This window comes from Rhizobium sp. PP-F2F-G48, assembly GCF_004342335.1.
Lineage (GTDB): Bacteria > Pseudomonadota > Alphaproteobacteria > Rhizobiales > Rhizobiaceae > Ferranicluibacter.
Map to the genome: position 1 here is coordinate 50,389 of NZ_SLVH01000011.1, position 12,820 is coordinate 63,208.

13 protein-coding genes are annotated in these 12,820 nt (G+C 64.3%); 10 read left to right on the plus strand and 3 right to left on the minus strand.

Going from position 1 to position 12,820, the window contains the following annotated elements; all coding sequences use genetic code 11:
* Nucleotides 1–79: 79 nt before the first annotated feature.
* The 10 genes from C8J36_RS20795 (at nt 80) to C8J36_RS20840 (ending at nt 10,424) form a co-directional block, all read left to right on the plus strand.
* Complete coding sequence (locus tag C8J36_RS20795; protein WP_132537262.1) at nt 80–868, plus strand: DUF4394 domain-containing protein; 789 nt, start codon at nt 80–82, stop codon at nt 866–868.
* 334 nt (nt 869–1,202) lie between these two features.
* Entirely contained in the window at nt 1,203–1,946 is a 744-nt protein-coding gene (locus tag C8J36_RS20800) for a FadR/GntR family transcriptional regulator (protein ID WP_132537263.1), read from the plus strand.
* Between the two features lie 53 nt (nt 1,947–1,999).
* Entirely contained in the window at nt 2,000–2,905 is a 906-nt protein-coding gene (gene kdgD, locus C8J36_RS20805; protein ID WP_132537264.1) for a 5-dehydro-4-deoxyglucarate dehydratase, read from the plus strand.
* A gap of 137 nt (nt 2,906–3,042) precedes the next feature.
* Nucleotides 3,043–4,551 (plus strand): ABC transporter substrate-binding protein, encoded by a 1,509-nt coding sequence (locus C8J36_RS20810; protein ID WP_132537265.1) that lies wholly within the window; start codon nt 3,043–3,045, stop codon nt 4,549–4,551.
* An 89-nt stretch (nt 4,552–4,640) separates the two neighbouring features.
* Entirely contained in the window at nt 4,641–5,555 is a 915-nt protein-coding gene (locus C8J36_RS20815; RefSeq protein ID WP_132537266.1) for an ABC transporter permease, read from the plus strand.
* Nucleotides 5,556–5,567: 12 nt separating this feature from the next.
* Complete coding sequence (locus tag C8J36_RS20820) at nt 5,568–6,488, plus strand: ABC transporter permease (protein WP_132537267.1); 921 nt, start codon at nt 5,568–5,570, stop codon at nt 6,486–6,488.
* 20 nt (nt 6,489–6,508) lie between these two features.
* Nucleotides 6,509–8,143 (plus strand): ABC transporter ATP-binding protein, encoded by a 1,635-nt coding sequence (locus tag C8J36_RS20825; protein WP_132537365.1) that lies wholly within the window; start codon nt 6,509–6,511, stop codon nt 8,141–8,143.
* A gap of 215 nt (nt 8,144–8,358) precedes the next feature.
* A complete protein-coding gene (locus tag C8J36_RS20830) occupies nt 8,359–8,886 on the plus strand; it encodes an Rrf2 family transcriptional regulator (protein ID WP_132537268.1) in 528 nt (175 codons plus the stop codon).
* Nucleotides 8,883–9,635 carry an NAD(P)H-binding protein gene (locus C8J36_RS20835; protein WP_132537269.1) on the plus strand — a complete coding sequence of 251 codons (753 nt, stop codon included), beginning with the start codon at nt 8,883–8,885 and terminating at the stop codon, nt 9,633–9,635. The genes C8J36_RS20830 and C8J36_RS20835 overlap by 4 nt, the downstream gene beginning before the upstream one ends.
* Before the next feature lie 216 nt (nt 9,636–9,851).
* Nucleotides 9,852–10,424: a hypothetical protein gene (locus C8J36_RS20840; RefSeq protein ID WP_132537270.1), complete on the plus strand. Its 573-nt coding sequence runs from the start codon at nt 9,852–9,854 to the stop codon at nt 10,422–10,424.
* Nucleotides 10,425–10,453: 29 nt separating this feature from the next.
* Here the strand turns inward: C8J36_RS20840 and C8J36_RS20845 are convergent, their stop codons facing one another.
* The 3 genes from C8J36_RS20845 to C8J36_RS20855 form a co-directional block, all read right to left on the minus strand.
* Nucleotides 10,454–11,479 carry a hypothetical protein gene (locus C8J36_RS20845; protein WP_132537271.1) on the minus strand — a complete coding sequence of 342 codons (1,026 nt, stop codon included), beginning with the start codon at nt 11,477–11,479 and terminating at the stop codon, nt 10,454–10,456.
* Between the two features lie 151 nt (nt 11,480–11,630).
* Entirely contained in the window at nt 11,631–12,005 is a 375-nt protein-coding gene (locus tag C8J36_RS20850) for a VOC family protein (RefSeq protein ID WP_132537272.1), read from the minus strand.
* Nucleotides 12,006–12,529: 524 nt separating this feature from the next.
* A complete protein-coding gene (locus tag C8J36_RS20855; protein WP_348631372.1) occupies nt 12,530–12,712 on the minus strand; it encodes a tautomerase family protein in 183 nt (60 codons plus the stop codon).
* Nucleotides 12,713–12,820 lie beyond the last annotated feature (108 nt).

Here is a 12,820-nt window from a genome sequence, read left to right on the forward strand (position 1 = left end):
CCCGTGTCTTCAAGACAGGAAGCATCGCCGTGCGCGCGCAGATGTCTTCCGAAATGGAACAACACAACGGGAGAATTCCATGATGACCGTTCGCTTCGCCTTGATCACCTCCACTCTTCTGGTTGCCAGCACCGGCAGCCTGTTTGCCGCGCCGGTCCTCGGCCTGACCGGCGACAAGACCCTCGTCCTGTTCGATACGGACAAGCCCGCCGTCACGAAGAGCATGGATGTCACCGGTGTCGACAGGTTGGTCGGCATCGATTTCCGTCCCGGAAACAAGACCGTCATCGGCGTCACCCCGGAAAGCGAGATCGTCACGATCGACCTTGAGACGGGTGCCGCAACGTCGGTTGCCAAGATGGACAAGGCGCTGGCGATGACGGCCGCACCTGTGGTGGTCGATTTCAACCCGGTGGCGGATCGTCTGCGTTTCATGACCGGCACCACCAACCACCGCGTCCACCCGGATACGGGTGCCGTCACGGTCGATGGCACGCTCGCTTATGAAGAGGGCGACATGCACAAGGGCGAGACGCCCGATATCGTCGCTGCGGCCTACACGAACTCGATCGGCAAGCCGGAGAAGACCGCGATGTACAACATCGATGCGACGATCGGCGGCCTGATCCAGCAGACCAAGCCGAATGACGGCACCTTGAAAGCCATCGGCAAGCTCGGCCTCAAGGACAAGCCGGCCACCTGCGCCTTCGACATCCAGGGCATGGAGACGGGCGGCAACGCCGCCTATCTCGCCGCCGGCAAGACGCTCTACAGCGTCAATCTCGAGACCGGTGCCGCGACGGAAATCGGTGCGATCACCGGCCTCAGCAACGACCTTCGCGATATCGCGATCCTCCCGGCGATGTAACCGTTCCCGGACCAACGAGATCGTCTCGATATGCGGCCGTGAAGGTGGCCGCATATCCTGCCTTCACGGCTCCCGGTCCTGCCTTCACGGCCCAAGGTTTTGCCTTTGTCCGGCGTGGGCGAACGACGATGGCGAATGACGATGGCGTCCCCGGTTGCGTTTTGCGGCCGCCGGCGACCGGATCTCGATCGGCATCGCACCGGATGCATTGACTTGGTTTCGTGACGAGCAGATCTTCACCCTCACAACGAGGAAGTGGACCGGCACGCGCGCTCATGCACCATTGTCATCATACGAATTTTAGACAGTCATCCGATATCGCAAGGCCTCTCCCATGAGCGCAGCACCACAAAGGGGGCGACGCTATTCGAGTGACGTCGTCGACATCATCCGGGCCCAGATCAGGGAGGGCGTCTATACGGTCGGGGACAAGCTTCCGACGGAACCGGTTCTGATCAGCCGCTTCGGCTTCAGCCGCACCGTCATCCGCGAGGCGATCGCGGCGCTGCGGGCCGATGGCATGGTCGAGTCGCGCCAGGGAGCCGGTGTCTTCGTCATCGCGTCGCGACAGGGCGACCCGCTGCAGGATCTCTTCAGCCGGGAAACGGATCGGATCTCCGACATCATCGAAGAACTGGAGCTTCGCATCGGCGTCGAAGTGGAAGCCGCAGGCCTTGCCGCGTCGCGTCGATCGCCGGCGCAGGAGGCGGAAATCCAGGCGCAGGTCCAGCGCTTCGGGGATCTGATGGACATGGGAAAGCCGACGGACGAGGTGGATTTCCAGTTCCACATGGCGGTGGCCACCGCCACCAACAATGCCCGCTTCCGCACCTTCCTCGAGCATATCGGCCGCCGGATGATCCCGCGCGTGAAGTTCAAAAGCGTCATGGGCGGCGTCGATCCCCTGCCGAGCCGCGATCATCCGATTCTGGACGAGCACCGTGCCATTGCCGATGCCATCTCCGCGCAGGAGCCTGAAACCGCCCGCGAAGCCATGCGCCTGCATCTCCTGACCGGCATGGCGCGATACCGCTCCCTGGTGTCGCAACCGAAGTATAAGCCGCCGACTAAGGATTGACTCATCTCAAAAGTCATAATACGACTTGAGCCTTCAACGACTGGGAGGTTCTGTTGTCGCCTGAGGAAATCAAATCGGCCATCGCATCGGGTCTGCTGTCGTTTCCGGTCACCCATTTCAACGCGGACCTGAGCCTTCACCTGGAGAGTTACAGCCGGCATGTGGCGTGGCTTTCCGGCTTCGATGCGGCGGCGCTCTTTGCAGCCGGCGGCACGGGCGAGTTCTTTTCGCTGTCGCCGGAAGAAGTCGGCCTGGTTACGAAGGCGGCGAAAGAGGCCTCCGGCAGCGTGCCGATCATCACGGGCTGCGGCTACGGCACCACGCTTGCCATAGACACCGCGCGCCAGGCGGAGCGGGCCGGCGCGGATGGCCTGCTGCTGCTGCCGCATTATCTAATGGAAGCGTCGCAGGAGGGGATTTACCGGCACGTCAAATCGGTCTGCCAGTCCACGCCGCTCGGGGTCATTCTCTACAACAGAGCCAATTCGGTTGCGACCGCCGACACCGTCGCGCGGCTCGCCGAGGCCTGCCCGAACCTGATCGGCTTCAAGGACGGCACCGGACGGGTCGATCTGGTCCGTCACGTCACCGCCAAGCTGGGGGACAGGCTCTGCTATATCGGCGGCATGCCGACGCATGAGCTGTTTGCCGAAGGGTTCAACAGCGTCGGCGTCACGACCTACTCCTCCGCCGTGTTCAATTTCGTGCCGGCGCTGGCGCAGCGCTTCTATAAGGCGATGCGGGCGGGCGACCGGGCGACGATGGAGGATATCCTCAACCGCTTCTTTTTCCCGTTCGCCACCCTGCGCGACCGCGAAGCCGGCTACGCCGTTTCCATCATCAAGGCCGGCGTCGACCTGATCGGCCAGACGCCGGGGCCGGTTCGTCCGCCCCTGACGGACCTGACCCCTGACGAAAAGCAGATGCTGGCAAGCCTCATCGAGGCCGCCGGCGCCTGACGACGCGTGCCGCCGCCGCGCAGGGAGAGGCGGTGGCCGCATCCATCGGATCACGGATCGGACGACAGCGCCCTGACCATCGCGCGCAGCGGTCCGAACGACTTCAGACGACATCGTGTTCAATCGGGAGGAGCAACATGACTGGCATCACATTACGTCTTATCGCAGGAGGCCTGCTGGCCGCGGCGTCGGCATCCTATGCCATGGCGCAGGACGCCACGGCGATCCGCATCGTGCTGCCGGAGCAGCCAGCAAACCTCGAGCCCTGCGGCACTATCATCACCAATGTCGGGCAGATTCTCGCCCAGAACGTGGTGGAACCGCTCACGGTCATCGATGCGGCGACCGGGCAGCCGCGCCCGAAGCTCGCGACCGAATGGAGCCAGGTCGATCCGCAGACATGGCGGCTGAAGCTCAGGGACGGCGTGACCTTCCAGGATGGCGAGCCCTTCAACGCGGCGGCGGTGGCCTTTTCGATCGAGCGCATGACGGGCGGCAAGCTGAACTGCAACAACATGGCGAAGTTCGGCGATGCCAAGCTGACGGTGAGCGCCGTTGACGACCTGACGGTGGAGATCAAGTCCGATCGCCCGGAGCCGATCCTGCCCACCTTGCTCAGCGTGGTCATGGTGGTGTCGCCGAAGACGCCGGCCGACAAGGCGGTCAACGATCCGGTCGGCACAGGGCCGTTTCGCCTGAAGACCTTCAACACGCAGACCGTCGAACTTGTCAGTTTCGACAAATACTGGGGCGACAAACCGAACGTGACGGCGGCGACCTATGTCTGGCGCGCAGAGTCCTCGATCCGGGCCGCCATGATCGAAACCGGCGAGGCTGACCTGACCCCGTCGATCGCGATCCAGGATGCGTCCAATCCGGAAACGGACTTCTCCTATCTCAACTCCGAGACGACGGCGATCCGCATCGATGCGGCGCAGCCGCCGCTTGACGATCTGCGCATCCGCAAGGCCCTGAACCTCGCCATCGACTGGGAGGGGCTCGCCCAATTGTTCGGAGACGACATCAAGCGCGCGTCGCAGATGGTGGTGCCCGGCATCAACGGCCATGACGATGCCCTCTCGCCCTGGACCTATGATGCCGCAGAGGCCAAGAAGCTGGTGGAAGAGGCCAAGGCTGCGGGCGTCCCGGTCGAAACCGAGATCACCCTCATCGGCCGCAACGGCATCTATCCCAACGGCTCGGAAGCCATGGAGGCCATGGTCGCCATGTGGCAGGACGCCGGGCTGAACGTAAAGCTGACCATGCTCGATGTCGCCGACTGGCTGCGCTACCTGCAGAAGCCTTATCCGGAGAACCGGGGTGCCAACATGCTGCAGATGATGCACGACAACAACAAGGGCGACGCGGCGTTCACCCTTCCGATCTTCTATCGCTCGACCGGCAATTATGCGACCGTGAACGATCCGGCGCTCGACAAGCAGGTGGACGAGGCGCTGGCGGCAACCGGCGACGACCGCACGGCGAAGTTCAAGGCCCTCTTTGCCAAGGTCCGAACCGATGTTGTGTCCGATATCCCGATGTTCCACATGATCGGCTACACGCGCGTCGGCAAGCGCCTCGACTGGAAGCCGGATATCACCACCAACAGCGAAATCCCGCTGGCCAATATCGGCATCAAGTCCTGAGAACGGAAAAGACGCGCGGTGCCTTGCCGCGCGTCTGTCCGCCATGCCGGCCCTCCGCCGGCTGATACGGTCTCAAACGAGGGCCTGCCATGCTCCGCTATCTCGGACGTCGTGCGTCGTACAGCCTGATCTCGATCATCGGCCTGGTCACGCTCGTCTTCTTCCTGACACGCCTGACCGGCGACCCCTCCGCGCTCTACCTGCCCCTGGACGCGAGCGCCGATGCCCGCGCCCAGTTCGCACGGCTGAACGGGCTCGATCAGCCGGCGATCGTCCAGTTCTTCACCTATCTCGGCAATCTGGCGCAACTCGATTTCGGCCAGTCGCTTCGGCAGAACCGCTCGGCCATGGAGGTCGCGCTGGAGGCGTTTCCGGAAACGCTGAAGCTTGCCTTTCTCGCCATCGCGCTGGCGACGTCGCTTGCCATCGTCGTCGGATCGCTCGCCGCGGCCCGTCCGGGTAGCCTGTTCGACCGCATCGCCAGCCTCGTCTCGCTTGCCGGCGCCAGCGCGCCCGATTTCTGGATCGCCATCGTCGGCATCCTTCTCTTTGCGGTCGGGTTCGGATGGCTGCCGACCTCCGGCACCGGAAGTGCTTCGCATTGGGTGCTCCCGATCTTCGTGCTGACGCTGCGGCCGTTCGGTCTCTTGGTGCAGGTGGTTCGCGGCACGATGCTGTCGGCCCTGTCCGCCGCCTATATCAAGACGGCCCGTGCCAAGGGCATGCCGCGCCGCGAGATCATCTTCGGCCATGCGCTGCGCAATTCGCTGCTGCCGATCGTCACGGTTGCGGGGGACCTCGCGACAGGGCTCGTCAACGGCGCGGTCGTGGTCGAATCCATCTTCGGCTGGCCGGGCATCGGCAAGCTGATGATCGACTCGATCATCCAGCGCGATTTCGCGGTCGTCCAGTCGACCATCCTCGTGACGGCCGTCGCGATCTTCCTGCTCAACATCGCGATCGATCTCCTCTACGCATTCCTCGATCCCCGCATCCGCTACTAGAAGGCTCGCCCGATGACGCTTCTTTCGGCTCCCGTCGCGGCGATCTCTCCGCGCATGCCGCTCCTTTCCTATCTCTGGCGCGACAAGATGGCCTTCGCGTCCGCCCTCTTTCTGGTCCTGCTCCTGCTCCTGCTCCTGGTCATGTTCGGCCCCCTGCTCGTCGGCGACGCCGCCGCACGGCTCGGGCTGCGGCAGCGGAACCTGGCGCCTTTCACCTTCAATGGCGGTTTTCTCTACGTGCTCGGGGCAGACACGCTCGGGCGCCCCATCCTGGCGCGGCTGATCGTCGGCGCGCAGAACACGATCTTCATCGCTGCGGCCGCCGTGTTCAGTTCCATGCTGGTCGGCGGCGCGCTCGGGCTGGTCGCCGGCTATTCCGAGCGCTGGTACAGCCACGTCATCCAGCGTTTCGCCGATGTGATCATGAGCTTTCCGTCGCTGCTCCTCGCCCTGATCGTTCTCTATACGCTCGGGCCCAGCATGACGAACCTCGTCATCGTGCTGGCGATCACGCGCCTGCCGATCTACCTGCGAACCGCCCGCGCCGAGGTGCTGGAGCTTCGCGAGCGGATGTTCGTCAGCGCGGCCCGCTCGATGGGCGCCTCGCCGATGCGCATCGTCTTCCGCCATATCGCGCCGCTCGTTCTGCCGACGCTGGTCACGATCTCGGCCATCGATTTCGCGACCGTGATCCTTGCCGAATCCGCACTGAGCTTCCTCGGCCTCGGCATCCAGCCGCCCGATTTCACCTGGGGTGCGATGGTGGCGAACGGGCGCGGCTATCTGCAGACGGCGTGGTGGATCGCCTTCTGGCCGGGCCTTGCGATCATGCTGACGACCTTGTCGCTCAACATTCTCTCCAACTGGGCGCGCACCGTCGCCGACCCGCAGCAGCGCTGGCGGTTGCAGGCTCTGAGAAAGGCTGCCCGATGAGCAGGATCGAAGACGCGGGAATGCCCGCTCCCCTCCTTCGGGTCGAGGGACTGACGGTCGACTTTCTCTCCGATGGCGATCCCGTCCGCGCGGTCGACGACGTCTCCTTCCATGTCGCGCGCGGCGAGACGCTGGTCATTCTCGGCGAGAGCGGCTCGGGCAAGAGTGTCAGTACCAGCACGCTGATGGGGCTGGTCGATTGCCCGCCCGGCCACATCGTCTCCGGCCGCTGCCTGTTCGACGGCCAGGAGCTTGCGCGCCTCGACGAGGACAAGCGGCGGGCGCTCAACGGCCGGCGCATCGCGATGATTTTCCAAGACCCCCTCGCCTCGCTGAACCCGGTCTACACGGTCGGCCGGCAGATCGAGGAGGTCTATCGCAGCCATGGCGACGGCGACGGCGACCTGCGCTCCCGGATCCTCGACCTCATGCGCCGCGTCGGCATTCCCGAGCCCGAGCAGCGGATCGATCATTATCCCCACCAGTTCTCCGGCGGCCAGCGCCAGCGCATCATGATCGCCATCGCCATCGCGCTCAAACCCGACATCCTGATTGCCGACGAGCCGACCACGGCGCTCGATGTCAGCGTTCAGGCGCAGATCCTGGACCTGCTGCGCGATCTGCAGCGAGAAACCGGCATGGCGCTGATCATGATCACCCACGATCTCGAGGTGGCCGCGTCCATGGCGGACCGGATCATCGTCATGAATGGCGGCAAGGTGGTGGAAACCGGACCGGCCAGAGACGTGTTCGAGACGCCGCAACACGCCTATACCCGGAAACTGATCGCCGCGCTGCCGCATGGCGAAGCCGCCGATGCCGGCCACAAGCGCTCCAGAGAACGGGCCGATGCGGTGCTGCTCAAGGTCGAGGGACTCGGCAAGGATTACGTCCTGTCATCCGGCGCATTTACCGGAAAATCCGTGTTCAAAGCGGTGGAGGATGTCGGCTTTCACCTCTGCAAAGGCGAAACGCTGGGCATCGTCGGCGAGAGCGGTTCCGGCAAGTCGAGCGTCGCGCGCATGCTGATGCGCCTGAACGAACCGACCTCGGGCAAGGCGATCTTTGCCGGGCAGAACATCTTCGATCTCACGGGAAAGGACCTGATGGCCTTTCGTCGCCGGGTGCAGATGGTGTTTCAGGACCCGTACGGCTCGATGAACCCGCACATGAGCGTCCGCTCGATCATCTCGGAACCATGGCAGATCCACGGCGACATCCTGCCACGCGCACGCTGGAGAGACCGCGTCGTGGAGCTTCTGGACCTCGTCGGCCTGAAGGCCGAGCATGAAGGCCGCTACATCCACCAGTTTTCCGGCGGACAGCGCCAGCGGATCGCTATCGCCCGCGCACTGGCGAGCGAGCCGGAACTGATCATTTGCGACGAGGCGGTATCGGCCCTCGATGTGTCGATCCAGGCGCAGGTCATCGACCTTCTGGCGGACCTGCGCAACCGGCTCGGCCTGTCCTACATCTTCATCACGCACGACCTGCCGATCGTGCGCCATTTCGCCGATCGCATCCTCGTCATGAAACAGGGCCGTATCGTCGAGGAGAACGAAACCACCGCGCTCTTTGCGGCCCCCGTCCACGACTATACGCGGACGTTGCTGAACGCCGTCCCCCTGCCGAAGTGGCAGATGGCGACCTCGTAGGCGGTTGACCGAAGCCGCCGGAACAGCCTGCAGATCGCTCGACGCGCCTGCCGGCTTCAACGCAGCGCCGTCCCTCAACCCGGAGCCGTTCCCACCTTCCCGGATGGGAGCGGTGCGGCGACAGGCCGGATCCTGGCGAACGCACCGTTCACAGATCGACGATTGACCGCAATCCTAATCATGGATATTTTATATCCATGATTAGGAGATGTACCATGAAACTGAGCGAAGGCGTCGAGCAGGCCATTCACTGCACGGCATTCCTGGCAGGGTTGTCCGACGACGGCGTGCTGTCGGCAGCGGCACTTGCCGAACTTCACGGCGTGTCCACCAGCTATCTCTTGAAACATTTGCAGGCGCTTTCCGGTGCGGGGATCGTGGCGACGACGCCGGGGCCGAAGGGCGGCTATCGCCTTGCGAAGGCGCCCGGGGAGATCAGCCTGCTCGATATCGTTATCGCGGTCGAAGGACCGGCGCCCGCCTTCCGCTGCGCCGAGATCCGACAGCGCGGGCCCAACCCTCTGCCGGGGCGTTACTTCACCAGGCCCTGCCAGATCAACACCGCGATGCTGAAGGCCGAGAAGGCCTATCGCGCGGAACTTGCCAAGGTGTCCGTCGCGGACCTCGTAACCGACCTCGGCGCTGCCGACGACGGCGGGATCGCCGCGCGTGGATGCGCCTTCCTCGAACGCCACGAACGCAAGGCGGGCAATCGCGCCTCGTCACAGGAGACAGCAAAATGAGCATGTCCAAGAAGGTTGTCGTCATCGGCGGCACGGGCCTGATCGGCTCGAAAGCAGTGAAGCGTCTGCAAGACGGCGGCCACGAGGCCGTCATTGCAAGCTCCCGAAACGGCGTCAATGCCTATACGGGAGAGGGACTCGTGGAGGCGCTGACAGGCGCGGATGCCGTGATCGACGTGTCGAACATGATGTCGTTCGACACGGCGGTCATCACCGATTTCTTCGCGACATCGAGCCGCAACCTGACGACGGCCGGAAGGGCCGCGGGGGTGCGCCATCACGTGGTTCTGTCGATCGTCAACGCCGACGGCCTTGCCGCCAACCCGTATATGGCCGGCAAGCTGGCGCAGGAAGAGGCCGTCGCGGCGTCGGGCCAGGCCTATAGCATCGTGCGTGCAACGCAGTTTCACGAGTTCATCGAGACCCTGATCGACGCCTATTCCGCAGACGGCACCGTCACGGTTCCGGACATCGACTTCCAGCCGATCGCAGCGGCCGACGTCGCTTCAGCTCTTGTCGAGGTCGCGCTCGGCGCGCCGAAGAACGGCACGATCGACCTCGCAGGACCCGAACGTGCCGCGTTCCAATCCTTCGCCAGGACCTATCTCGACGCCAGGGGCGACCCCCGGCCGACCCGCGCGGAAACCGGCATCGACTATTTCGGCGCCCCGGTCGTCACAGGTTCGCTGGTCCCCGGCGGGGCGTTCACCAAGGGCAGAGTGACGCTTGCGGACTGGCTGCGGACCTGAAGGCCCCAACCATCCTCTCTCTTTCTGCGGCATGTCCCACCTCGCGCATAACGGCACTGGCTCATGACGGAGCCAGGCCTGACCGGCGCCGCCCCGTGTCGCCCCGTCACGGGGCGGCGGGATGACCAACCCCTCGTTACCGCCTGTTTGTGACGGCGCGAGGACGTGCGCTATATATCGGGGAATGACCTGGAACGCTCCGGAGAAGGTGGAAACATGAGATATGGCCTGCACCTGGGCCTGGCGATCGTCCTGCTGGCGCAGCCTGTCCGTGCGCAGGACGGATCGACGCGAGGGGCGATCGAGGCTGGCCTTGCCGGCGTGCTTCGCGGTTGCGAGACCTGGATCCTCGAGCCGAAAAGCTGGGCGGACGGGCCGGCGCCGTTCTTGGCCGCGATGCGGCTTGGCGATCGGGTCTCCGAAGTGGCCTCCATTCCCGACGATTTGAAACCACCACCGCGCCTGCGCAAAGGCAACCGCTCCTTCCGGATCGACGTCAGCGATCGCGCCGGTTTTGCGCTGACCGTGTCCACCGAGATCCCGATGTGCCACATCGTCGGCGTTGGCTTCGGCGACTTCGCCTCCGCAACGGATGCCGCCCTGGCGACCGAAGCCTTCGGCGCGTCCTGGGCGCGGATCGGCGAGAAGGATGAGGGGTCGAGCCATTCCGTCATCTTCCGGCATCGCCGGAGCGAGCGGCTGGCACTGATGCTCAGCCAGCCGACCGAGGACCCGGACGCGGTGCAAACCATTCACCTCCTGGGGACGGCGGTTTACGATCTGCGGTGAGCCGCGAAACGGCCGCCGCCGCAGGACGCTCAACAGTCCGGTTCATAGGGTCCGATGGACACGGGGCATCCCAATCCGGCGCCGAGATCCTCGGCCAGCGCCGTCATCCCGTCGGGATCTGAGGACTGGGCGACATGGACGGAAAGACCATCCGTTCCCGGCGCCTGCGTGCGGCAGATGGCCCTGAGCGAGGAGCCGCCAGCTCCCTTGGCGCGCGTCAGGCGGGTGACATCCAAGCGAAGGATCGAGGCGCGCGGCATGACGTAGAGCTGGTTCGACACCACGATCAGCGCTCGCCCGTCTGCCGACAGGCCCATCCTGCCCTGCCGGTCGGCCACCAGCCCGGAGGGATCGCGGACATATTCGAGTTCGGTCTCGTGAGCCGCCGCCGTCCCGGCTTTCGCCATGCGCTCTGTTCCCACGGAACCTGCCATCCGGATCGGCCGGAAGCCCGCGACCCAGTCCCTCTCCTGGCTGCTCAATGGAAGGCAATAGCCGGTCTCGACATGGACATGGCAGGCCGTCCGCAGACGCGGATCGCGTTTTTCCGCGTCGATCGCCAGATCCGACGGCTGCAGCTCGGGCGGCCAGGCGATCAGCGAGATGCGCGCGGTGCCCGCCCGCCAGGCGGCGACCAGCGTATTCCAGTGTTGTCCGGTCGGCGCGGGGCCCAGTTTCGTCGCGAGATCGCCGGCGATGCGCCTGAGATTCGCATGCGCATCGTCCTCGAACCAGACGACACTCGAGAAACGGCCGATCGGAAACTGCGGCGGGATGCGGTCGGAGCCATCGGCTGTCCAGGGCTCCAAAGCCCCGGCAAGGCGGATCGCCTCCGGCAGGGCCAGCATCTCGCGATGAGAGAGGCCGCCCGGCGACAGGCCGAGACGGGCGGTCAACTGCGCGCGCGTCTCGTGCCGAGGCAACCGCCAGTCATCCAGCAGGCGGTGGATCGGGTTGGTGCCATCCGCCAACATCGAAAGCGCGCGCGGCGGCGGACTGTCCGGCCAGGGGGCGACCGGGAATATCGCCCGGCTCCGTCGAAACAGTCTTTTCAAGAAGGACATTCGGAAGCCAGACCTTGATCGAGAGACGGCCGCCGGCAACAGGCATCAAGCCTCAGCCCCCAGACGCAGCATCATCGGCGGGTGAACCGCGCTTGAGGGGTTGGCCCTCCGCGGTTGCCCTCCCCTCGCGCATCTGCGGGTCTCACCGGCTCGCCGCAGTTCGCGCGCTCAGTTTGTTTCCATCCGGATCGCGGAGGTAGGCGACGAAGGAACCATTCGACCGTTCGGCCGGCGGGCTCTCGATCGCCGTGCCGCCATGCGCGGTCCCGGCCGCGTGCCAGGCCTGGACATGGGCGGATGTCGGTGCGGCGATGCCGATCGTTCCGCCATTCGCGGCCGTCGCCGGCTTGCCGTCGATCGGCCTGGTAATCATCAGCCGGCCACCTTCGTAAACATAGATCAGCCTTCCCCGTGCATCCACCTCGCCGCGGGGCCCGCCCAAGGCCATAAAGGTGGCGTCGTAAAAGCCTCGCGCCCGCTCGAGGTCGTTGCTGCCGATCATGATATGCGTAAACATGCTTTCTCTCCCGTGACGATCAGTCTGGGCCGATGTCGAACCCGAATGACCGTATCAGAAGCCCATCTGCGCCGCCGTTTCAACCCCTCGGCCATTTTGCCCCGCCTTCGGATGGTGCGTCACTACTGAAAGATGGAAAGGCCAACCCGTCCGGCTTGCAGCGCCCCGGCTATGCCGTCCTCGGCCACGCGAGACTCGCGCAGATATCCTCCGTTGTCCTCGGCGGAGTCGGGTTGGCGATATGATCGCTGCACCGTCGGCGACGCCATCAGCACGTTGAGACCGTTGGGTCCGAACGGAACTTGCTTATTAGAAATACTGCATCAGCATGGAAAATATTCCGACATCGAGGCGATAGATGACAGTTGGTAGACGGATCCTCGGCATTGAAAAACCGCAGCAGAAACGGCTTTAACGGTCATGGAAATACCTTTCGAACACCGTTGTCGTCGCTGGTTCAGGGTCATTTCCGGCTATCGGTGGCGCGACGGTGAGCCAGGCTCACCGAAGGCCAGGAACGTAATCTAACGCTGTTGGCTGCTGATCAAAGCCAGGTTCGCACGGCCGGTTTCGCCGATGTTGATGGCGGGGTGTTCCCGCAGGACGACGTTGATGTGCTCGCGGGATGAGCCGATCGCCTTGTTCGTCACGTCGATCATGCGGCTGACGATTTCGGTTTTCTGATCGTCGGTCAGACCCTGCTCGATTTCACATTAAATGAAGGGCATGTTTCACAATCCTTTGTTGAAGTGTCTAGCTTTAATGCTGTTTCGCTGCGGCGCGCTGGCGCAGTTGCTCTGCTCCGGCGACATCCT

Coding starts and splice junctions, on each gene's coding strand:
- C8J36_RS20840 (WP_132537270.1), top strand. CDS start 9,852: ATGAGATATGGCCTGCACCTGGGCCTGGCGATCGTCCTGCTGGCGCAG.
- C8J36_RS20810 (WP_132537265.1), top strand. CDS start 3,043: ATGACTGGCATCACATTACGTCTTATCGCAGGAGGCCTGCTGGCCGCG.
- C8J36_RS20825 (WP_132537365.1), top strand. CDS start 6,509: ATGCCCGCTCCCCTCCTTCGGGTCGAGGGACTGACGGTCGACTTTCTC.
- C8J36_RS20830 (WP_132537268.1), top strand. CDS start 8,359: ATGAAACTGAGCGAAGGCGTCGAGCAGGCCATTCACTGCACGGCATTC.
- C8J36_RS20800 (WP_132537263.1), top strand. CDS start 1,203: ATGAGCGCAGCACCACAAAGGGGGCGACGCTATTCGAGTGACGTCGTC.
- C8J36_RS20815 (WP_132537266.1), top strand. CDS start 4,641: ATGCTCCGCTATCTCGGACGTCGTGCGTCGTACAGCCTGATCTCGATC.
- C8J36_RS20795 (WP_132537262.1), top strand. CDS start 80: ATGATGACCGTTCGCTTCGCCTTGATCACCTCCACTCTTCTGGTTGCC.
- C8J36_RS20820 (WP_132537267.1), top strand. CDS start 5,568: ATGACGCTTCTTTCGGCTCCCGTCGCGGCGATCTCTCCGCGCATGCCG.
- C8J36_RS20850 (WP_132537272.1), bottom strand. CDS start 12,005: ATGTTTACGCATATCATGATCGGCAGCAACGACCTCGAGCGGGCGCGA.
- C8J36_RS20835 (WP_132537269.1), top strand. CDS start 8,883: ATGAGCATGTCCAAGAAGGTTGTCGTCATCGGCGGCACGGGCCTGATC.